Annotated in this window: 18 protein-coding genes and 1 tRNA gene; 11 read left to right on the top strand and 8 right to left on the bottom strand. The window is 67.8% G+C overall.

Translation table 11 applies throughout. The features are described 5' to 3' along the window. The first annotated feature begins 2 nt into the window (after nt 1–2). A complete protein-coding gene (gene fahA / locus AC1DFC_RS25835; RefSeq protein ID WP_478180245.1) occupies nt 3–1,325 on the top strand; it encodes a fumarylacetoacetase in 1,323 nt (440 codons plus the stop codon). A 52-nt stretch (nt 1,326–1,377) separates the two neighbouring features. On the opposite strand, the gene AC1DFC_RS25830 is transcribed toward fahA, so the two are convergent. The 3 genes from AC1DFC_RS25830 to AC1DFC_RS25820 all read right to left on the bottom strand — a co-directional run bounded on the left by AC1DFC_RS25830 (nt 1,378) and on the right by AC1DFC_RS25820 (nt 2,372). Then, nucleotides 1,378–1,453, bottom strand: a tRNA-Gly gene (locus AC1DFC_RS25830). Between the two features lie 63 nt (nt 1,454–1,516). Next, nucleotides 1,517–1,921: an FAD-binding protein gene (locus tag AC1DFC_RS25825; protein ID WP_478180244.1), complete on the bottom strand. Its 405-nt coding sequence runs from the start codon at nt 1,919–1,921 to the stop codon at nt 1,517–1,519. Continuing rightward, a complete protein-coding gene (locus AC1DFC_RS25820; protein ID WP_478180243.1) occupies nt 1,911–2,372 on the bottom strand; it encodes an RrF2 family transcriptional regulator in 462 nt (153 codons plus the stop codon). The genes AC1DFC_RS25825 and AC1DFC_RS25820 overlap by 11 nt, the downstream gene beginning before the upstream one ends. Before the next feature lie 106 nt (nt 2,373–2,478). Here AC1DFC_RS25820 and AC1DFC_RS25815 point away from each other — a divergent pair, with 106 nt between their 5' ends. The 3 genes from AC1DFC_RS25815 to AC1DFC_RS25805 all read left to right on the top strand — a co-directional run bounded on the left by AC1DFC_RS25815 (nt 2,479) and on the right by AC1DFC_RS25805 (nt 5,374). Next, complete coding sequence (locus AC1DFC_RS25815; RefSeq protein WP_478180242.1) at nt 2,479–3,597, top strand: AraC family transcriptional regulator; 1,119 nt, start codon at nt 2,479–2,481, stop codon at nt 3,595–3,597. Between the two features lie 94 nt (nt 3,598–3,691). Next, a complete protein-coding gene (locus AC1DFC_RS25810) occupies nt 3,692–4,732 on the top strand; it encodes an alpha/beta hydrolase family protein (protein ID WP_478180241.1) in 1,041 nt (346 codons plus the stop codon). Between the two features lie 177 nt (nt 4,733–4,909). Then, nucleotides 4,910–5,374 carry a hypothetical protein gene (locus AC1DFC_RS25805; RefSeq protein ID WP_007832630.1) on the top strand — a complete coding sequence of 155 codons (465 nt, stop codon included), beginning with the start codon at nt 4,910–4,912 and terminating at the stop codon, nt 5,372–5,374. 73 nt (nt 5,375–5,447) lie between these two features. On the opposite strand, the gene AC1DFC_RS25800 is transcribed toward AC1DFC_RS25805, so the two are convergent. From AC1DFC_RS25800 to AC1DFC_RS25780, 5 genes are all read right to left on the bottom strand, one after another. Beyond that, the gene (locus tag AC1DFC_RS25800) at nt 5,448–5,891 is read right to left on the bottom strand and encodes a MaoC family dehydratase (protein WP_413336336.1); all 444 of its coding nucleotides are present in this window, start codon (nt 5,889–5,891) and stop codon (nt 5,448–5,450) included. Nucleotides 5,892–5,901: 10 nt separating this feature from the next. Next, nucleotides 5,902–7,188 (bottom strand): benzoyl-CoA 2,3-epoxidase subunit BoxA, encoded by a 1,287-nt coding sequence (boxA, locus tag AC1DFC_RS25795; RefSeq protein WP_007832634.1) that lies wholly within the window; start codon nt 7,186–7,188, stop codon nt 5,902–5,904. Nucleotides 7,189–7,328: 140 nt separating this feature from the next. Further along, entirely contained in the window at nt 7,329–8,756 is a 1,428-nt protein-coding gene (gene boxB, locus AC1DFC_RS25790; RefSeq protein ID WP_007832636.1) for a benzoyl-CoA 2,3-epoxidase subunit BoxB, read from the bottom strand. A gap of 34 nt (nt 8,757–8,790) precedes the next feature. Then, entirely contained in the window at nt 8,791–10,467 is a 1,677-nt protein-coding gene (gene boxC / locus AC1DFC_RS25785; protein WP_478180240.1) for a 2,3-epoxybenzoyl-CoA dihydrolase, read from the bottom strand. 404 nt (nt 10,468–10,871) lie between these two features. After that, nucleotides 10,872–11,819 (bottom strand): helix-turn-helix transcriptional regulator, encoded by a 948-nt coding sequence (locus tag AC1DFC_RS25780; protein ID WP_478180239.1) that lies wholly within the window; start codon nt 11,817–11,819, stop codon nt 10,872–10,874. Between the two features lie 163 nt (nt 11,820–11,982). On the opposite strand from AC1DFC_RS25780, the gene AC1DFC_RS25775 reads away from it, so the two are divergent. The 7 genes from AC1DFC_RS25775 (at nt 11,983) to AC1DFC_RS25745 (ending at nt 19,851) form a co-directional block, all read left to right on the top strand. Then, nucleotides 11,983–12,477 (top strand): 4-hydroxylaminobenzoate lyase, encoded by a 495-nt coding sequence (locus tag AC1DFC_RS25775; RefSeq protein WP_007832641.1) that lies wholly within the window; start codon nt 11,983–11,985, stop codon nt 12,475–12,477. After that, entirely contained in the window at nt 12,474–14,024 is a 1,551-nt protein-coding gene (locus AC1DFC_RS25770; protein ID WP_478180238.1) for a 3,4-dehydroadipyl-CoA semialdehyde dehydrogenase, read from the top strand. Before AC1DFC_RS25775 ends, AC1DFC_RS25770 begins: the two co-directional genes overlap by 4 nt. 31 nt (nt 14,025–14,055) lie before the next feature. After that, the gene (locus AC1DFC_RS25765) at nt 14,056–15,603 is read left to right on the top strand and encodes a benzoate-CoA ligase family protein (RefSeq protein WP_478180237.1); all 1,548 of its coding nucleotides are present in this window, start codon (nt 14,056–14,058) and stop codon (nt 15,601–15,603) included. A 154-nt stretch (nt 15,604–15,757) separates the two neighbouring features. Continuing rightward, nucleotides 15,758–16,573, top strand: a complete 816-nt coding sequence (locus tag AC1DFC_RS25760) for an alpha/beta fold hydrolase (protein WP_413336202.1) — start codon at nt 15,758–15,760, stop codon at nt 16,571–16,573. Between the two features lie 127 nt (nt 16,574–16,700). Continuing rightward, nucleotides 16,701–17,870 carry an ABC transporter substrate-binding protein gene (locus AC1DFC_RS25755; protein ID WP_007832653.1) on the top strand — a complete coding sequence of 390 codons (1,170 nt, stop codon included), beginning with the start codon at nt 16,701–16,703 and terminating at the stop codon, nt 17,868–17,870. Between the two features lie 161 nt (nt 17,871–18,031). Further along, nucleotides 18,032–18,904 (top strand): branched-chain amino acid ABC transporter permease, encoded by an 873-nt coding sequence (locus tag AC1DFC_RS25750; protein WP_007832654.1) that lies wholly within the window; start codon nt 18,032–18,034, stop codon nt 18,902–18,904. Next, on the top strand, nt 18,901–19,851 hold the full coding sequence (locus tag AC1DFC_RS25745; RefSeq protein WP_413336191.1) for a branched-chain amino acid ABC transporter permease: 951 nt from the start codon (nt 18,901–18,903) through the stop codon (nt 19,849–19,851). Before AC1DFC_RS25750 ends, AC1DFC_RS25745 begins: the two co-directional genes overlap by 4 nt. The last annotated feature ends 146 nt before the right edge of the window (nt 19,852–19,997 follow it).

Below are 19,997 nucleotides of genomic sequence, written 5' to 3'. Positions count from 1 at the left end.
ACATGATCGAACTCAACCACACGCACGACGCCGGCGCCCGCAGCTGGGTCGCTTCGGCCAACGTCGCGGGCAGCGACTTTCCGATCCAGAACCTGCCGCACGCTGTGTTCCGCCGCGCGGGCAGCGCCGAGCCGTTTCGCGGCGGCATCGCCATCGGCGGCGAGGTGCTCGACCTCGCCGCGCTGGTCGCGCGCCATCAGCTCGACGGCCTGGCGCTCGACGCGGCGCGCGCCGCCGCATTGCCGGCATTGAACGACTTCTTCGCGCTCGGCCGCTCCGCGTGGAAGGCGTTGCGCCACGTGCTGTTCGACCTGCTGAAGAACGACGCGCCCGTGGCCTCGGTGCAGGCCGTGCGCGAATGCCTGGTGCCGCAGGCCGAGGTCGAATACACCGTGCCCGCGCGCATCGGCGACTACACCGACTTCTACACATCGATCGACCATGCGCTGAACATCAGCCGCCTGATGAACCCCGACGGCGACGTGACGCCCAACTTCCGCTGGATTCCGACTGCGTACCACGGGCGGGTGTCGACCATCGGCGTGAGCGGCCAGCGCTTTCACCGGCCGATGGGGCAGGCGATGGCGCCGGGCGCGAAGGCGCCCACGTACCAGGCCTGCGCGCGGCTCGACTACGAGCTGGAACTCGGCGTGTGGATCGGCATCGGCAACCCGCAGGGCGAACCCATTCCGCTCGAACGCGCGGACGAACACATCTTCGGCATCTGCCTGCTCAACGACTGGTCGGCGCGCGACATCCAATTCTGGGAGATGGCGCCGCTCGGGCCGTTCCTGGCGAAGAACTTCGCGACCACGATCTCGCCATGGATCGTGACGATGGAAGCGCTCGCGCCCTACCGCCAGGCCTGGACGCGGGCGGCCCACGAGCCCCAGCCGCTCGCGTATCTGGAAAGTGCGGCGAACCGCGAGAGCGGCGCGCTCGACATCCGCCTGGAGGTCTGGCTCGAAAGCGAGAAGGCACGCAAGGACAAGGCCGGGCCGTCGCGCCTGTCGTCCACGAGCTTCAGGCACCAGTATTGGAGCGTCGCGCAGATGGTGGCGCACCACACGATGGGCGGCTGCAGCCTGAACCCGGGCGACCTGTTCGGCAGCGGCACGATCTCGGGGCCCGGCGCGGACGAGGCAGGCGCAATCATCGAGCTGACGCGCGCAGCGCAAAGCCCGGTGACGCTGGCCAATGGCGAACAGCGTGGTTTTCTTGAAGACGGCGATGCGGTGCTGCTGCGCGGCTGGTGCGAGAAGCCGGGGCATGCGCGCATCGGTTTCGGGGAGAGCCGTGGAACGGTGCTGCCAGCCAGGAGTTGAGCAGAAGCACCAAAGAAAAAGGCCACCCGATGAGGTGGCCTTTTCTTTAATCTGGAGCGGGAGAAGAGTCTCGAACTCTCGACCTCAACCTTGGCAAGGTTGCGCTCTACCAACTGAGCTACTCCCGCGTGGAGCCCTCGATTATAGGGTGAATTGAGACCGTTTTTACCGAGCCCGAGAAAAAAGTTCGTTCAAGTACCGAATACCAGCGACCGGTGCATCGACACGCCGGCCATCAACCCGATGTCGGGCAGGCCGTCCTGCACGCCGAACGACAGCAGCAGCCTGTGCGTCGAGATCTCTTCCCCGCCGTGCAGCGACACCGTGAAGCCTCCGGCGCCGTCCGCGCTCCCGGCCACCACGCTGCCCTTGATGAACTCGACGGATGGATAGGCGAGCAGCTTGTCGCGCGCGCCGGCAATCATCTCCAGCGGCGGCGTGCCGTCCTGCCCGAAGAAGCCGTGCGACGCGGCGGCGAAGCGGTTGCGCGGCGCGCCCGCGTCGACGACGCACACGTTCCTGCGCGCGCGAGCCAGTTGCATCGCAGCGGAAAGGCCGGCAAAACTGCCGCCCACGACCAGAGCGTCATGGCGCATGTTCGATGTCCTTCAATGTGAAGCCACCGCCTGTCATGCGGCGGTGGAAGCCCCTGGAAAGATCGGCCAGCGTGATGCTGTCGAAGCGCTTCAGCAGCAGCGCCTCGGCCTCCTGGAAGGCGCCGTCGAGCGCCGCGTTCACGGCCTGCTCGACGATGCAGCCCGGGCTCTCGGTGCGGTTGCCCATGGCCAGCAGCGCGGGCGCGCCGACGGCGTTGTGGATGTCGCCCAGCGTGACTGCCGCGAGCGAGCACGACAGCACCCAGCCTCCGCCATGGCCCTTGGCCGAACTGACGAAGCCCGACTGCCGCAGGCCGGCCATGACGCGGCGCACGACGACCGGGTTGGTGTGCATCGCGGCCGCGAGCGCCTCGGACGTGACGGGGCCGTTCATCTCGGCCATGTGCAGCAGCACATGGAGAACGCCCGAAAGCTTGCTGTCTCGTTTCATGCAACATTATTAGTTGCATAAGTTTTCCATGACATGCCGAAGGGTCTTCGGGAGTTCGGCATGCCGCATCGCTTGTCACGGCACAGGCACGAGAATCGACCCCGCCATGACGCCCACACCGACCACCCTTCTCGACGCTGCCCTGCGCGGCGTGCTGCTGGCCTTGCTGCTGGTGCTCGCGCTGGTCCTCGGGCGCGACCGCCCTCGCCTGCCGGTCGCGCGCGCGGGCGTGCTGCTCGCGCTCGGCCTGTGCGTGCAGGCCATCGGCTCCACGCCGCTGTTCGAAGCGCTCGTGCCGCGCGGGTGGCAGGCGCCCTTTGTCGCGGTCTCCGTCGGCAACGCCGTGCTGTTCTGGGTGTTCGTGCAAGCGCTGTTCGACGACAACTTCCGGCTGCGGCCGATGCACGTCGCCGCGTGGCTCGCGGTGGCGGCGCTGGCCGCGCTCAATTGCGCGGTCGTGGCAGGCAGCGCCTCGGTGCTCGCGCCGGTGACGCTGGGCCTGCAGCGCGCGGTGCCGCTGGTGTTCGCGGTGCTGGCCGCGATGGCGGCGGCTTCGCAGTGGCGGGCAGACCTGGTGGAGGGACGGCGCCGGCTGCGCGCGTTCATCGTGGTGGCGGGCGCCGGCTACAGCATCGGCATGTTGGCCGTGCGGCTGGCCTCGCCGCAGGGCCGGCTGTCGAGCCTGTCGGCGACGGCCGATGTGGCGATGCTGCTGCTGATCGTGGCCGTGGTGGCATGGCGGATGGTGCGACTGGCGGGGTCGGAGCTGTTTCCGGCCTCACGGGCGCCCGTTGCGATTCCTGCGCAAGAGACCGTCGCACCAGTCCCCGTCGCGCCTGCGGAACCCGAGCCCGAACAAGCCCCCGACCCCGCCGAGGACCGCCTCGCGGAGTCCTTGCGGCACGCCATGGCGGTGGAACATGCCTACCGCAGCGAAAACCTGAGCATCGCCGGCCTGGCCGCCCGGCTGTCGGTGCCGGAATACCGCCTGCGCCGCCTCATCAACCAGCGGCTGGGGCATCGCAACTTCAACGCCTTCGTCAACGGCCTCCGCCTGGCCGAGGCGATGGCGGCGCTGGCCGATTCTTCCAAGCGCGAGCTGCCGGTGCTGACCATCGCATTGACCGCGGGCTTCCAGTCCATCGGCCCGTTCAACCGCGCGTTCAAGGCCGCCACCGGCCTCACGCCCACCGAATTCCGCAGGCAGAAGCTGGCCGGATCCTGAAATCTCTTGCCGAAAGCCGCGCTTGCGGCTTTCGGCAAGACTCGACGGCGGCGTCCCGGCATCGTGCGGGCCTTCAAAGGCAAGGAACCACCCCATGCGACGTCTTTCTTTTTCCTCTCTCTTCTTCCTGCTCCTCGCGCTTTGCTGCGGCTGGGCGCGAGCCTCGATGGGCATGGCGGAACTTCCCGCCGCGCCCGGCGACGGCCCGGTCACGGTGTTCTATCCGTCCACCGACGCGCCCCAGCCGACCCGGCGTGCCCGCTTCACGCTCGACGTGGCCGCGCAGGGCAAGGCGGCACCCGGCAATGGCCGGCTGGTGATCGTCTCGCACGGCTCGGGCGGCGCGCCCTGGGTGCACGCGGACATCGCGCGCGGCCTCGTCGAGGCCGGCTTCGTCGTCGCCATGCCCGAGCACAAGGCCGACAACTACAAGGACGACAGCAACCCCGGTCCCGACAGCTGGACCATGCGCCCGGCCGAGGTGTCGCGCGCCATCGACGCGGTGGCGCGCGACCCACGCTTCGCGCCGCTGCTGCGGCTCGACAGGGTCGGCATGTACGGCATGTCGGCGGGCGGCCACACGGCCCTGAGCCTCGCGGGCGGGCGCTGGTCGCCGGCCGCGTTCGCGCGGCACTGCGAGGTCGACCTGGTGAACGACTTCCAGTCCTGCGTCGGCCTCATCACGCGGCTGACCGGCGGACCGCTCGACGGCATCAAGAAATGGGCCGCATTGCTCCTCATCCGCCACCGCTTCGGCGACGACGCCGCGCCGCGCAAGCACACCGATCCGCGCATCGCCGCCATCGTTGCAGGCGTGCCGGGTTCGGCCGATTTCGACATGGCCTCGCTCGCGGCGCCGCGCGTACCACTTGGCCTGATCACCGCCGCGCAGGACCGCTGGCTGATCCCGCGCTTCCACAGCGACCGGGTGCTTGCGGCCTGCCTGCCGCGCTGCGAGCTGATCGCGGACATGCCGACCGGCGGGCACGGCTCGCTGTTGTCTCCGCTACCGCCGGACCTCACGGGACTGATCGGCGACCTGCTCAACGACCCGGCGGGCTTCGACCGCGCCAGCGTGTTACCAGAAGTTAACCAGAAGACAACGGCCTTCTTCAGCACGCATCTGCTGCCATGATTCGCACCGCGGGGGCAACGTTCGAGCCTCCTGTTTCGCCGACAGCCAGTTCCCACACGCGTGGGCGGCTGTGGCGCACATGGCGACAAAGGCCGGCCCGGCCATGGTTGCACCCGAGCCGACCGAACCCCGGTCGGTTCTTGAAATCGTGACCAGCTACGAAAGGAAAAGTCACCCATGAAGCAACAGCAACACAACCGCATCTTCCTCGGCGCCGTGCTCGCCGGCCTCCTGGCCATCGGCGGCGCAGCCCAGGCGCAAGGCGTCGGGGTCGGCGTGGGGGTCAATGCAGACGTGAACACCTCGGGCGCCGCAGGCGCTGGCTCCACCCATGGCGGTGCCGCGGCACGCACAGGTGCGGCCGCAGGCGCGAACACGAATGCCGGCGCTGCCACGTCCGACACGGCCGGCAGCGCGACAGGCGGTGTGGGCAACGCCGTCGGTGGCGTGCTGGGCGGTGCCACTGGCGCCGTCAGCGGTGCCACGAATGCGGCAGGCGGCGTAACGAACACCGTGGGCGGCACGCTGAATGGCGCAACCGGCGCCGTGGGCTCGGCCACCAATGCCGTGAAGCCGGGGAGCGCTGGCGCGAAGGCGAGCGGCAAGGCGCAGGGCTCGGGCGCCGTCGACATCAAGAAGTAATCGGCCCGCCGGCCCCGGCCGGACAAAAGCCCGCAGCGCTCGCGCGTTGCGGGCTTTTTTTCGGGCGAACGCCTCAGTTGGCCGGCTTGAGCTTGAACAGGCTGGTGACCGCCACGTCGAGCACCATCAGCTCGCGCTGGTTGAACAGCCGCCAGCGCCAGCGCAGGATGCCGAGCGTCGGGCGCTTTTCGGAGCGGCGCACCTCTGTCACGTCGGCCACCAGCCGCAGCACATCGCCGGGCCGCACGGGATTCGGCCAGCGCACATGATCGAGCCCCGGCGAGGCGAACGATTCAGAACCGGCAAGCGCTGCGTCGACGGCCAGCCGCATCGCGATCGAGCACGTGTGCCAGCCGCTGGCGATCAGCCCGCCGAAGGAGCTGCCGGCCGCCGCCTCTGCATCGGTGTGGAACCACTGCGGGTCATAGGCCCGTGCGAACTGCAGGAGCTCCGTTTCGGTGAGCACGTAGGGCCCGGCCTCGATGACCTGCCCCGCGTGGAAGTCGGCGAACTTCATCCGCCGCGGCCTAGTAGGTTTCGAGGTGCAGGCGGCCTTCGCGCTTCAAGGCAGCGCCGACCGTGTCCCAATCGAGCCCCGCTTCCTTCGCCACGTCGCGCAGTGCGAGCACCACGCCTTCTTCCATGCTCTTCAGGCCGCACACATAGAAGTGGCTCGCGCCATCTTTCAGCAGCGCGGCCAGGTCGGCGGCGCGCTCGCGCATCAGGTCCTGCACGTAGCGCTTGGGTTGCCCCGGCGTGCGCGAGAACGCGAGGTTGATGTCGATGAAGTCCTTGGGCAGCGACTGCAGCGGGCCGAAGTACGGCAGCTCCTGCTGCGTGCGCGCGCCGAAGAAAAGCATCAGCTTGCCGCCCTCGAACTTGCCGCTCTTGCGCAGGCGGCGGCGCCATTCGGTCATGGCGCGCATCGGAGCGCTGCCGGTGCCGGTGCAGATCATCACGATGTGCGACTTGGGGTGATTCGGCATCAGGAACGACGAGCCGAAGGGCCCCACCACCTGCACCGTGTCGCCCACCTTCAGGTCGCACACGTAGTTGGAGCACACGCCGCGCACGGCGTCGCCCTGGTGGTCTTCGGTCACGCGCTTCACGGTGAGCGAGACGTTGTTGTAGCCGGGCCGCTCGCCATTGCGCGGGCTGGCCACCGAATACTGGCGTGCATGGTGGCGCTTGCCGATGGCATCGACGCCCGGCGGCACGATGCCGATCGACTGGCCCTCGAGCACCGGGAACGGCACCACGCCGAAGTCGAGCACGATGTGGTGCGTCTCGCTGTCGAAGCCGGCCTCGGTGCAGTTGAAGTTGCCGACCACCGTGGCAGTCGTCGGGGTCTTCGGCGGGAAGAGATTGGTGTACGCGTGCGCGGCCGACCAGGGCGGCACGGTGGCGCCGTATTGCGCCGAATTGAAGGCCGGCTCGATCGATTCGGCGGCCGCCTGGGCTTGCGTCTGGGCGGGCAAGGCGGCCGCGGGGTCGCCGGCCACTTCAGCGGACACGCCGGCGGCTTCGAGCTCTTCCGGCGAGAGTTCGGCGGGCAGCGACTCCCAGGTGAGCTGTTCCTCGATCGAGTACGCGCGCACCACCGGCATCGTGCGCCAGTTGTCGATCGAACCCGTCGGGCACGGCGAGATGCAGGCCATGCAGCCATTGCAGACGTCCGCGCGCACGACGTAGTTGTTGTCGTCGTGCGTGATCGCGTTGACGGGGCAGGTCGCCTCGCAGGTGTTGCAGCGGATGCAGATCTCGGGGTCGATCAGGTGCTGCTTGATGATCCCGGCTTCAACGGCCATGTCCATGTTGTTCTCCTAACCTGAAGCCCTCCCCCTTTGGGGGAGGGTTGGGTGGGGGCAAGCGGCCTCTGTCGTGGGCGCTATCGCCGCKTGCCCCCATCCCAGCCTTCCCCCAGCGGGGGAAGGAGCAATACCGAAATCCCAGATCAACCGAACCGCACGTACTCGAAATCCACCGGCTGGCGGTTGATACCCATCACCGGCGGCGAGATCCAGCCGGCGAACTTGCCTGGCTCGACCACGCGGCCCATCAACGATGCCACGAAAGCGAAATCTTCGGAACTCGGCAGCCATTCGTCGCGCTTGGCGGCCCATTCGATGTCGTTCACCACGCGGCCTTCGGGCGACATCTTGATGCCGGCGAGCGCGCCGATCTGGCGGTTGAAGGCCTTGTGCGGCACCGTCAGGCGCGTCGGGATGCCGGCCTTCTCCAGCACCTTGTTCCAGCGGCCGACGCCGGCCACCGAATCCTTGATGAAGTCGTCGCGCAGCACTTCGTTCAGCGCATTGAGCATCGGCACGTCCTTCTCGACAAGCTGGCCGTCCTTCACCTCGAGCACCTTGTAGGTCTGGCCCTTGAGGATGTGGTCGTCCGTGCGCTTGCCTTCTTCGTAGCGGCCCTTCAGGCCGGAGCTGTAGAAGATGGCGGCGTTGCTCGACTGGTCGGCGCCGAACAGGTCGATGGTCACGCTGTAGTGGAAGTTCAGGTAGCGCTGGATGGTGCCCAGGTCGATGCAGCCGGCAGCGCGGATCTTCTGCACGTCGTCAGTCTTCAGCTCGTTCATGACCTGTGCCGTGCGCGCGATGACGCGCGACACGCCGCTCTCGCCCACGAACATGTGGTGCGCCTCTTCGGTCAGCATGAACTTGGTGGTGCGCGCCAGCGGATCGAACGCGCTCTCGGCCAGCGCGGCCAGCTGGAACTTGCCGTCGCGGTCGGTGAAGTAGGTGAACATGAAGAACGCGAGCCAGTCGGGCGTCTTCTCGTTGAAGGCGCCCAGGATGCGCGGGTTGTTGGCATCGCCCGAGGTGCGCTGCAGCAGCGCATCGGCTTCTTCGCGGCCGTCACGGCCGAAGTGCTTCTGCAGCAGGTAGACCATGGCCCACAGGTGGCGGCCTTCTTCCACGTTGATCTGGAACAGGTTGCGCAGGTCGTACATCGACGGTGCCGTGAGGCCCAGGTGGCGCTGCTGCTCGACCGACGCGGGCTCGGTGTCGCCCTGCGTCACGATGATGCGGCGCAGGTTGGCGCGGTGCTCGCCGGGCACGTCCTGCCAGGCTTTTTCACCCTTGTGGTCGCCGAAATGGATCTCGCGGTTGGCGTCGCCCGGGTTCAGGAAGATGCCCCAGCGGTAGTCGCGCATCTTCACGTGGCCGAACTGGGCCCAGCCCTGCGGATCGACGCTCACGGCCGTGCGCAGGTACACCTCGTGGTTGGTCGAGCCCTCGGGGCCCACGTCGTCCCACCAGTTGATGAAGTTGGGCTGCCAGCCCTCGAGCGCGCGCTGCAGCGTGCGGTCTTCACCGAGGTTGACGTTGTTGGGGATCTTCTCGCTGTAGTTGATCGTGCTCATCGTTGTTCCTTGGGTTGTACGGACTGCTGTTCTGTCAGACGCGGTTCATGTCGAAGCCGGCTTTCTGGCCGGTGCCGTAGACCTTCAGCGCGCCCTTTTCGCCAACGGCGTTGGGACGGTTGAAGATCCAGTTCTGCCAGGCGGTGAGCCGGCCGAAGATGCGGGTGGCCATGTTCTCCTTGCTTGCGAAGCGCAGGTTGGCTTCGAGGCCGGTGAGCGCATCGGGCGACATGGCGGCGCGCTCCTCGATGGCGATGCGGATCTCGTCGTCCCAGTCGATGTCGTCCGGTGCGGCGGTCACGAGGCCGAGCTTCAGCGCCTCGTCGGCGTCGAGCGGCTTGCCGGCGGCGGTGCGTGCGGCTTCGAGCGGCGCGGCCTCTTCATAGAAGCGGCGCTGCAGGCGGCTCTGGTCGTTGACCATCGGGAAGAAGCCGAAGTTGAATTCGTTCAGCGTGAGCTTCGGTGCGCGCTCGGCGTCGTCGGGCAGCGCGAGCATGTAGGTGCGGTCGGCCGCAAAGGCCAGCTCGGCCAGCATGCCGGCGAAGCACGAACCAGCTTCCACCAGCGCGAACAGGCTGCGCGAGGACACGTCCAGGCGCGCCAGCGTGCGGCGCAGCGCGCCGATGGTTTCGCGCACCAGCCAGTGGTCCTTGTGGGCGAGCATCACCGTATCGGACGCGAGCACTGCGGCGGCGTCGCCCTCGGTCTTGAGCAGCCAGGTGCCGATGTCGAGCTCGTTGGTGCGCAGGTTGAGGATGGCGTCGTCGAGTTCGCGGCACATCGCGAGCGGCCACCAGGCGGCACCCGCGGCTTCGATGGCGGCGATGTCGGCCGGCTGCGCACCGGTGGGCGCCTTGATGGTGATGGTCGCGGTGCGCTTGCTGCGGTCAATCTGCACGTTGACGTTCGAATACGCGATGCCGTCGGCGCTGTCGGTGCGTTCCAGGCGGGTCAGCGCCACGCCCTTGGCGTTGGCGGGACGATCGCTGCCGGCCGCGAGTTGCGAGGCGCGCTCCTGCACGGCGGCGGCGAACTGCGCGGGCTTGGCCACCGTGTCGACCAGGCGCCAGTCGACCGCGCGCTGGCCGCGCACGCCTTCGACGCTGGTGCAGAAGATGTCGGCGAGGTCATGGCGCACGTGGCGCTTGTCGGTCACGCGGGTCAGGCCGCCGGTGCCGGGCAGCACGCCGAGCAGCGGCACTTCGGGCAGAGAGACGGCGGACGAGCGGTCATCCACCAGCAGGATCTCGTCGCAGGCCAGCGCCAGCTCGTAGCCGCCGCCGGCGCAGGCGCCGTTCACGGCCGCGAGGAACTTCAGGCCCGAGTGCTTCGAGGTGTCTTCGATGCCGTTGCGGGTTTCGTTGGTGAACTTGCAGAAGTTGACCTTCCAGGCGTGGCCCGAAACGCCGAGCATGAAGATGTTGGCGCCCGAACAGAAGATGCGGTCCTTGCCGCTGGTGACGATCACGCTGCGCACTTCGGGGTGCTCGAAGCGCACGCGGTTGAGCGCGTCGTTCAGCTCGATGTCCACGCCCAGGTCGTAGCTGTTGAGCTTGAGCTTGTAGCCGGGGCGAATGCCGCCGTCTTCCGCGATGTCGAGCACGAGGCGCGCGATGGCGCCGTCGAAGCTCAGCGACCAGTGGCGGTACTGGCCGGGTTCGGTGCGGTAGTCGACGCGCGGGGGCGCCTGGAGCGTGGTGGTGTCGGTCATGCGGAAGTCTCCTGTGGGGCAGTGTTCGGAAACCGTGAACAGGAAAGATAGTGCACTTTACTGCTCCGATGACATGCATCATGCTGCATGCATGTAGGCAAGTCAATGCCTGCTGCACTTTTTTTCAGATTTAGGGCTGGGCTGGGGATTCGGGGAAGTGCGCAGGCCACCGGGTACTCCCCTCCGCGAATGTCCTCCGCCCTTCGGGCTCCCCCTTTATTTCGCTGCGGGGAGCACCCGATGCCCTGCGCACAGGGCACGCTGCTGGTTTGCAGCCAATCAACCAGTGCTCTGAACGCTCACGCCGGCGGGGTGCCTTGCGCAGCGAAATAAAGGGGGAGGCCGCAGGCCGGAGGACATTCGCGGAGCAAGGTACCCCGTCGGCCTGAGCGCGCCCTGAACACTCAGGCGCCCAGACCCATCGACTGGCGGGTCGCCGCACGGAGCGCCTGGAAGCTCTGCGACAAGGTCCTGCCGCTGGTGTCCACCGACAGGTCAGCCTTCGAATAGAAGGCGGCGCGGCCGTTCAGGATGCGGCGCAGGTCTTCCATCGCTTCCTTGCTGGCGGCCATCGGGCGGGTGTCGCCCTGTGCGGCCACGCGGCCCATGTGCTCCTCGGGCGCGGCCTGCAGCCACACGGTGGTGCAGTGCGCGAGCAGCTCGTTGAAGGTGGCCGGGTCGGAGACGATGCCGCCCGGCGTGGCGATCACCACCTCGCTGTAGATCTGCACCGCCTCTTCCAGCGCGCGGCGCTCGTAGCGACGGTAGGCGTTGGTGCCGTACAGGTCGTGGATCTCGCGCACGCTGCAGCCCGCGAGCTTCTCGATCTCGCGGCTCAGCTCGATGAACGGGATCTCCAGGTCTTCCGCCAGCATCTGCCCCAGCGTCGACTTGCCCGCGCCGCGCAACCCCACGAGCGCGATGCGCCGATGCCGCGCCGGATCGACCGAGGCCGTGCCCAGCAGTTCGCCGAGCGCCACGCGCACGCGGCGCAGGTCGGCTTCGCTGCGGTGTTCGAGCAGCTCGCGGATCAGCAGCCACTCGGGTGAGCTGGTCGTCACGTCGCCCACCAGCTCGGCCAGCGAGCAGTGCAGCGCGCCGGCCACCTGCTGCAGCACGAGGATCGACGCGTTGCCGATGCCGTATTCGAGATTGGCGAGGTGGCGCTCCGACACCTCCGCTGCAACGGCCACGGCCTTGCGCGTGAGGCCGCGCTGCGCGCGCAGGTTGCGCACCCGATCGCCCAATGCCGCCAGCAGCGGGTTCTTCGCCTCTCCTGCAGGCGCAAGGCCGTTGCCGGGGTCGCCACTTTCCGGCGCGGTGGCCAGCACCGCGTCTACATGCTCGTTCATGCAATTCCTCGTTCTTCACCGGAATTGTGCGCGCTCAGGGTAAACACCATAGATGCACTATATTGCTTGACACTCATTGTCTCGATGCTTATCGTTCGGCCACACGCAAGATACTGCACGCGCAGAGATTCTGCAAGGTAGTTCAAAAGTTCGAGGCCCCACGATGTCCGACCGAAGCACCGCCGCCACAGGCAAGGAAGCATTTCACCAGCTGATTGCAGGCTTGACCGCCGAGATCGCCGGCAGGCCGCTCGACAGCGCGCTCGACCAGTGGCTCAACGCCACCCACGGCGCAGGCAGCGCCCGCTTCGAGCAGCTGCGCCAGGCCTGCATCGGCGGCGTCGCCGAAGGCTGGCTGTGCGAGCGCGAGGGCGGCGGCATCCGGTACGGCCGCGTCTTCAAGGCCGAGGACGCGCTGCACCGCTTCTCGGTCGACGTGGTCGACATGCAGGACATCGCCGGCCCGCACCACACGCACCCCAACGGCGAGATCGACCTGATCATGCCGCTGGAGGGCAGCGCCGACGCCACCTTCGACGGGCGCCCGGCAGGCTGGTGCGTCTACGGGCCCGGCACCGCGCACCGCCCGACCGTGGCGCAAGGCCGCGCGCTCGTTCTCTATCTGCTGCCCGAAGGGCAGATCAAGTTCACCCCATGACCGAACTCCTTCCCAACTACGTCGCCGGCCGCTGGCAAAGCGGATCGGGCGCCGGCACGCCCCTGTTCGACCCGGTCCTGGGCACCGAGCTCGCACGCGTCGACGCCACCGGCCTCGACCTGCCCGAAGCTTTTGCCTTCGCCCGCGAACAGGGCGGCAATGCGTTGCGCGCCCTCACCTACCGCCAGCGCGCCGGGCTGCTCGCAGCCATCGTGAAAATGCTGCAGGCCAACCGCGACGCCTATTACGACATCGCCACCGCCAACTCCGGCACCGTGAAGAACGACTCGGCCGTCGACATCGACGGCGCGATCTTCACGCTCGGCCAGTACGCCAAGTGGGGCGACACGCTCGGCGACGTGCGTGCGCTGCGCGACGGCGACGCGGTCAAGCTCGGCAAGGAGCCGGTGTTCCAGTCGCAGCACCTGCAGGTGCCGACGCATGGCGTGGCGCTGTTCATCAACGCCTTCAACTTTCCTTCGTGGGGCTTGTGGGAAAAGGCCGCGCCCGCACTGCTGTCGGGCGTGCCCGTGATCGTGAAGCCCGCCACGGCCACCGCGTGGCTCACGCAGCGCATGGTGAAGGACGTGGTCGACGCGGGCGTGCTGCCCGCAGGCGCGCTGTCCATCGTCTGCGGCAGCTCGGCCGGATTGATGGATGCGCTGCAACCTTTCGACGTGGCCTCGTTCACCGGCTCGGCCGAGACGGCCGCGGTGATCCGCTCGCACCCCGCGGTGGCCGAACGCTCGGTGCGCGTGAACATCGAGGCCGACAGCCTCAACAGCGCCCTGCTGCTGCCCGGCGCAGCGCCTGCCAGCGAGGCCTTCAACCTGCTCGTGCGCGAAGTGGTGCGCGAGATGACGGTGAAGTCGGGCCAGAAGTGCACCGCCATCCGCCGCATCCTGGTGCCGGCCGAGGTGTACGACGCCGCGGCCGAAGCCATCGGCGCCAAACTCGCGGGCATCACGGTGGGCAATCCGCGCAGCGAGAGCGTGCGCATGGGCTCGCTCGTGAGCCGCGCACAGCTGAATGTGGTGCGCGACGGCCTCGACGCGCTGGCCACGCAGACCACCGTGCTGCACGACAGCCGCAACAAGCCGCTCATCGATGCCGACCCGAAGGTCGCCGCCTGCATCGGACCCGTGCTGCTGGGCACGCGCGACGCCGATGCGGCGCAGCGCGTGCACGATGTGGAAGTGTTCGGGCCGGTGGCCACGCTGCTGCCGTACCGCGATCTCGCGCACGGCATCGCACTTGCGCACCGCGGCCAGGGCTCGCTCGTGACCTCCCTGTATGGCAGCGACGACGCCGCGCTCGCGCAGGCTGCGCTGTCGGTCGCACCGAGCCACGGCCGTGTGCACGTCATCACCCCCGAGGTGGCGCAGGCCCACACCGGCCACGGCAACGTGATGCCGATGTCGATGCACGGCGGTCCCGGCCGCGCGGGCGGCGGCGCCGAACTGGGCGGCCTGCGCGCGCTCGATTTCTATCACCGCCGAAGCGCGGTGCAGGCAAGCCCCGGCGTGCTCGCCGCACTCGGCCTCTAGAACGAGAGACACGGCCGAAGGAGACAAGACCATGACCCTGCCCACACGATTCAACTTCGCCGAGCACCTGTTCGCCCTCAACCGCGGCCGCGCCGATCGCACCGCCTACATCGACGACCGCGGCACGCTGAGCTACGGCCAGCTCGAAGACCGCGCGCGCCGCCTCGCCGCCGCGTTGAAGGCGGCAGGCATCCGCCGCGAAGAGCGCGTGCTGCTGCTGATGCTCGACGGCAACGACTGGCCGGTGAGCTTTCTCGGCTGCCTCTATGCCGGCGTGGTGCCCGTGGCCGTCAACACGCTGCTCACGCCCGACGACTACGCCTACATGCTCGATCACAGCCGCGCGCAGGCCGTGCTGGTGTCCGGCGCACTGCTGCCGACGCTGCAGCAGGCGATGGCGCGCGGCGACCATGAAGTGCAGGCGCTGATCGTGTCGCAGCCCACGGGTACGCTGCCCGAGGGCGCACAGGAATTCGAAGCCGCGCTCGCCGCCGCCCCGCCCCTGGCATCGCCGGCGCAGACCGCTTCCGACGACCCCGGCTTCTGGCTCTACTCCTCCGGCTCCACCGGCAAGCCCAAGGGCACGGTCCACACGCATGCCAACCTGTGGTGGACGGCCGAGCTTTACGGCAAGCCCGTGCTCGGCCTCACCGAGAACGACGTGTGCTTCTCGGCCGCCAAGATGTACTTCGCATACGGGCTGGGCAACGCGCTGACCTTTCCGCTGTCGGTCGGTGCCACCGTGGTGCTGATGGCCGAACGGCCCACGCCCGACGCCACCTTCCGCCGCTGGGTGGAGCACAAGCCCACCGTGTTCTTCGGCGCGCCCACCGGCTTTGCCGGCATGCTCGCCTCGCCGAAGCTGCCGGCGCGCGAAGCCGTGGCGCTGCGCATGTGCTCCTCGGCCGGCGAGGCGCTGCCCGGCGAACTCGCGCAGCGCTTCAAGGCGCACTTCGGCTGCGAGATCATCGACGGCATCGGCTCGACCGAGATGCTGCACATCTTCATCTCCAACCGCCCCGGCGACGTGCGCTACGGCACCACCGGCCGGCCGGTGGAGGGCTACGAGGTCGAGCTGCGCGGCGAGGACGGCCGCACCGTGCCCGACGGCGAGGTGGGCGACCTCTACATCCGCGGCCCCAGTTCGGCGCTGATGTACTGGAACAACCGCGAGAAGTCGCGCGAGACCTTCCAGGGCGGCTGGACCAAGAGCGGCGACAAGTACACGCGCGATGCCGACGGCTACTACACCTACGCCGGGCGCAGCGACGACATGCTGAAGGTCAGCGGCATCTACGTGTCGCCCTTCGAGGTCGAGGCCACGCTGATGCAGCACCCGGCGGTGCTGGAAGCCGCGGTGATCGGCAAGGAGGACGCCGAAGGGCTGACGAAGACCAAGGCCTTCGTCGTTCTGAAGGATGGCGCCGCGGTGACCGAGGAAGAGCTGAAGGCCTTCGTCAAGGAACGCCTCGCGCCGTACAAGTACCCGCGGTTCCTGGAGTTCGTGAGCGAGCTGCCGAAGACGGCGACGGGGAAGATCCAGCGGTTCAGGTTGCGCGAGAGGGAAAAGCAGGCGTGATACGCACCCCGTCTTCCTCTTTCCCCCTCCCCCGCTGGGGGAGGGCCGGGGTGGGGGCACCGGCCTTCATGCACGCGCAGCCCTTGCAGGCGCCGCTTGCCCCCATCCCAACCTTCCCCCAAAGGGGGAAGGAGCAACAGCCGGAGGCAACATGATGAGCACGGCGTTCGCCAACATCACCTGGCGCGGCCGCCCGGTCCGCATCGAGTGCCAATGGATCGCCCCGGAGCGCACCGATGCGCCATTGATCGTCTTCCTCCACGAAGGCCTCGGTTCCGTCGCCATGTGGAAGGATTTCCCGACGCGGCTGTGCGAAGCCGCCGGCGCCCGCGGCCTTGTCTTCTCGCGCCCGGGCTACGGCCGCTCCACCCCGCGCGCCGGCGACGAGACCTGGGACGTCGACTTCATGCACCGCCAGGCACATGAAGTGCTGCCCGCCCTCTTCGCCGCGCTCGAGCTCGGCGACGAGAAACCCTGGCTCTTCGGCCACAGCGACGGCGCCTCGATCTCGCTGCTGTATGCGGCGCGCTTTCCCGAGCACGTGGCCGGCCTGGTGGTGCTGGCGCCGCACATCTTCGTCGAGGACGTGACGCTGGCCAACATCGAGCAGGCCCGGCTGGCCTACCTGGAGACCGACCTGCCGAAGAAGCTGGGCCGCTATCACGACGACGTCGATTCGGCCTTCTGGGGCTGGAACCGCGTCTGGCTCCATCCGCCTTTCAGGCAATGGAACATCGAAGCCGAGCTCGATGGCATCCGTTGCCCGATTCTTGCTATGCAGGGTATCGACGACGAGTACGGCACACTCGCGCAGATTCGCGGCATCGCCAGGCGCGTGCCGGGCACCGAGCTGCTGGAGCTGCCTGACTGCGGGCATTCCCCGCATCGCGACCAGCCCGAAAAAGCGATAGTGGCGACCGTTTCATTCATGGGCGACCGGAATCCCCGGTCAGGGAAAACTCGTGTTTGAGAGATAAATGATTTACCCTTAAAGTATCTGCGCCAGCGGCGGCGCGTCGTGAAGACACGCGCCCCAACCCGTCGCCCCCGTCTTCAAGCCGTTCCCCTTTCATTTCAATACCACGCCAGGAGATCACATGAGCACCCGCATCGCCCGCACCACCCTGACGGCCCTCGCCCTGGCCTGCATCGCCACGCTGGGCCACGCCCAGCAAGGCAAGCTCAAGGTCGGTCTGATGCTGCCCTACAGCGGCACCTACACCGCCCTGGGCGTGGCCATCGAGAACGGCTTCAAGCTCTACGTGGACGAGCACGGCGGCAAGCTCGCCGGCCGCGAGATCGAATACTTCAAGGTCGACGACGAGTCCGACCCTGCCAAGGCCACCGACAACGTCAACAAGCTCATCAAGCGCGACAACGTCGACGTGATCGTGGGCACCGTGCACTCGGGCGTCGCCATGGCCATGGCCAAGGCCGCGAAGGAAAGCGGCACCGTGCTGATCGTGCCCAATGCCGGTGCCGACGCGGTGACCGGCCCGATGTGCGCGCCCAACATCTTCCGCAGCTCGTTCAGCAACTGGCAGCCGGCCTACGCGATGGGCGAGGTGGCGGCCAAGCAGCAGGGCAAGAAGAAGGCGATGACCATCACCTGGAAGTACGCGGCCGGCGACGAGTCGGTTGCAGGCTTCAAGGAAGGCTTCGAGAAGAACGGCGGCAAGGTCGACAAGCAGCTCACGCTGCCCTTCCCCAACGTGGAATTCCAGGCGCTGCTGACCGAGATCGCGGCGGCCAAGCCCGATGCGGTGTACGCCTTCTTCGCCGGCGGCGGCGCGGTGAAGTTCGTGAAGGACTACCAGGCCGCCGGCCTGAACAAGACCATTCCGCTGTACGGCCCCGGCTTCCTCACCGACGGCACGCTCGACGCGCAGGGTGAATCTGCGCAGGGCATGCTCACCACGCTGCACTATGCCGACGGCCTGAACACCGCGCGCGACAACACCTTCCGCGTCGGCTATGCCAAGGCCTTCAAGCTGCAGCCCGACGTGTATGCGGTGCAGGGCTACGACGCGGCGCAGATGCTGGGCGTGGGCCTTGCCGCCACCAAGGGCGACATCTCGAAGAAGGCCGAGTTCACGGCCGCCATCGAGAAGGCGAAGATCGACAGCCCGCGCGGCACCTTCACGGTGAGCAAGTCGCACAACCCGGTGCAGGACATCTACCTGCGCAAGGTAGAAGGCAAGGAAAACAAGCTGGTGAGCACCGCGATCAAGGGTCTCGCCGACCCCGCTCGCGGTTGCCGGATGTAGACAAGGCACTCCCCCAGGCTGCGCACACTTCGTGTCGCTTCGCCTTCCCCCTCTCCGGGGGCGACACCTGCGGCCCGGCAAAGCCGGTTCCGCGGTGTCTCCCGAACATCGCGGGCGCTATCGCGCCACGCTCTCTTTCGGTCTCACAGGGATGACCTAACGTGGATTTCGGAACCTTCTTGGTCCAGTGCCTGAACTCGGTTCAGTACGGGCTCCTACTCTTCCTGGTGGCCTCGGGGCTGACGCTGATCTTCGGGATCATGGGCGTCATCAACCTTGCGCACGGCAGCTTCTACATGATCGGCGCGTACATGGCGTTCGCGCTTGCGCCGCTGTTCGGCGACCAGTTCCTGCTGATGCTGGTGGCCGGCGTGGTGCTGGCGGCCGTCTTCGGCTACCTGCTCGAATGGGCCTTCTTCAGCTACCTCTACCAGCGCGACCACCTGCAGCAGGTGCTGATGACCTACGGGCTCATCCTGGTGTTCGAGGAGCTGCGCTCCATCCTCGTGGGCAACGACGTGCACGGCGTGAAGGTGCCGGCATGGCTCGACGGCAGCTTCGCGCTGGGCAACGTCATGAGCTATCCGTGGTATCGCCTCTTCGCCTCGGCCGCCTGCATCGTGCTGGCCGTGGCGCTGTACTGGGTGGTCAACCGCACGCGGCTGGGCATGATGATCCGCGCTGGTGCGAGCAACCGCGACATGGTGCGCGGCCTGGGCATCGACGTGAAGCGGCTCTACCGCATCGTGTTCGCGGCGGGCGTGGCGCTGGCGGCGCTGGCCGGCATGATCGCGGCGCCGATGTCCTCGGTGTACCCGAACATGGGTGCGAGCGTGCTCATCATCTGCTTCGTGCTGGTGGTGATCGGCGGCATCGGCTCGATCACGGGCGCGCTGGTGGCCTCGCTGCTGGTGGGCTTCGTCGATACCTTCGGCAAGGTGTTCTTCGCGGACCTGAGCGGCATCGGCATCTACCTGCTGATGGCCATCGTGCTGATATGGAAGCCCGAAGGGCTGATGGGGAGGCGGCCATGAAGAAGACCGCATTCCTCGTGCCGGTGCTGTGCGCCGTGCTCATCGGCGTGGCGGGCCCGTTCATGGGCAACTACGTTTCCGACTTCGTCGTGAAGATCATGATCCTGTCGATCTTCGCGCTGAGCCTCGAACTGCTGGTCGGCATGACCGGGCTCGTGAGCCTGGGCCATGCGGCCTTCTACGGCATCGGCGCATACGTCACGGTGCTCGCTTCAGGCAGCGAAGGCGGCAACTTCGCGCTGCTGCTGCCGCTGGCCATGGGTGCGGCGGCGCTGTATGCGCTGTTCGTCGGTGCATTGAGCCTGCGCACGCGCGGCGTGTACTTCATCATGGTGACGCTGGCCTTCGCGCAGATGGCCTTCTTCGTGTTCCACGACACCAAGGTCGGCGGCGGCAGCGACGGCATCTACATGTACGTGCGGCCCGCCCTCGGCGCGCTCGACATGGAGAACCGCACGGTGCTGTTCTACGTGGTGCTGGCCTCGCTGGTGTTCACCTACGGGCTGCTGGCGCTCATCCGCCGCTCGCGCTTCGGTGCGGCGCTGGCGGGCATCCGCGTGAACGAGCAGCGCATGCGCGCCGCGGGCTTCTCGGTGTATGCCTACAAGCTCGCGGCCTTCGTGCTGGCGGGTGCATTGGCCGGGCTTGCCGGCTTCCTGCTGGCCTCGCGCGATGGCGTGGTCAACCCGGAACTGATGGCATGGCACAACTCGGGCGAGGTGCTGCTGATGGTGATCCTCGGCGGCCTCGGCCACCTGCGCGGCGCGGTGATCGGCGCCATCGCGTTCACGCTGCTGAAGGAGATCTTCTCGACGCATGCGGTGATGGGCCCGATGGCAGACCACTGGCAGCTGACGCTGGGCCTGACGATCATCGTGTTCGTGGCGCTGCTGCCCAAGGGGCTGATCGGGCTTGTGAAGCGCCTGTCGCCGAAGGAGGCCGTGTGAAGTCAGCTCTCCCCCAGGCTTCGCGCACTTCGTGTCGCTTCGCCACCCCCCTCACCGGGGGCAACACCAGCGGCCCGGCAAAGCCGGCTCCGCGGTGTTCCCTGCATTTCTCCCTCCCCCGCTGGGGGAGGGCCGGGGTGGGGGCA

Source organism: Variovorax sp. 10L421 (assembly GCF_056395365.1).
The sequence above is the reverse complement of the archived record's forward strand: the minus strand, read 5'-3'. Positions and strand labels throughout refer to the sequence as shown.

Bases quoted from the DNA above. Each gene is read 5' to 3' on its own strand.
- fahA (WP_478180245.1), top strand. From the start codon at position 3: ATGATCGAACTCAACCACACGCACGACGCCGGCGCCCGCAGCTGGGTC.
- AC1DFC_RS25825 (WP_478180244.1), bottom strand. From the start codon at position 1,921: ATGCGCCATGACGCTCTGGTCGTGGGCGGCAGTTTTGCCGGCCTTTCC.
- AC1DFC_RS25820 (WP_478180243.1), bottom strand. From the start codon at position 2,372: ATGAAACGAGACAGCAAGCTTTCGGGCGTTCTCCATGTGCTGCTGCAC.
- AC1DFC_RS25815 (WP_478180242.1), top strand. From the start codon at position 2,479: ATGACGCCCACACCGACCACCCTTCTCGACGCTGCCCTGCGCGGCGTG.
- AC1DFC_RS25810 (WP_478180241.1), top strand. From the start codon at position 3,692: ATGCGACGTCTTTCTTTTTCCTCTCTCTTCTTCCTGCTCCTCGCGCTT.
- AC1DFC_RS25805 (WP_007832630.1), top strand. From the start codon at position 4,910: ATGAAGCAACAGCAACACAACCGCATCTTCCTCGGCGCCGTGCTCGCC.
- AC1DFC_RS25800 (WP_413336336.1), bottom strand. From the start codon at position 5,891: ATGAAGTTCGCCGACTTCCACGCGGGGCAGGTCATCGAGGCCGGGCCC.
- boxA (WP_007832634.1), bottom strand. From the start codon at position 7,188: ATGGACATGGCCGTTGAAGCCGGGATCATCAAGCAGCACCTGATCGAC.
- boxB (WP_007832636.1), bottom strand. From the start codon at position 8,756: ATGAGCACGATCAACTACAGCGAGAAGATCCCCAACAACGTCAACCTC.
- boxC (WP_478180240.1), bottom strand. From the start codon at position 10,467: ATGACCGACACCACCACGCTCCAGGCGCCCCCGCGCGTCGACTACCGC.
- AC1DFC_RS25780 (WP_478180239.1), bottom strand. From the start codon at position 11,819: ATGAACGAGCATGTAGACGCGGTGCTGGCCACCGCGCCGGAAAGTGGC.
- AC1DFC_RS25775 (WP_007832641.1), top strand. From the start codon at position 11,983: ATGTCCGACCGAAGCACCGCCGCCACAGGCAAGGAAGCATTTCACCAG.
- AC1DFC_RS25770 (WP_478180238.1), top strand. From the start codon at position 12,474: ATGACCGAACTCCTTCCCAACTACGTCGCCGGCCGCTGGCAAAGCGGA.
- AC1DFC_RS25765 (WP_478180237.1), top strand. From the start codon at position 14,056: ATGACCCTGCCCACACGATTCAACTTCGCCGAGCACCTGTTCGCCCTC.
- AC1DFC_RS25760 (WP_413336202.1), top strand. From the start codon at position 15,758: ATGAGCACGGCGTTCGCCAACATCACCTGGCGCGGCCGCCCGGTCCGC.
- AC1DFC_RS25755 (WP_007832653.1), top strand. From the start codon at position 16,701: ATGAGCACCCGCATCGCCCGCACCACCCTGACGGCCCTCGCCCTGGCC.
- AC1DFC_RS25745 (WP_413336191.1), top strand. From the start codon at position 18,901: ATGAAGAAGACCGCATTCCTCGTGCCGGTGCTGTGCGCCGTGCTCATC.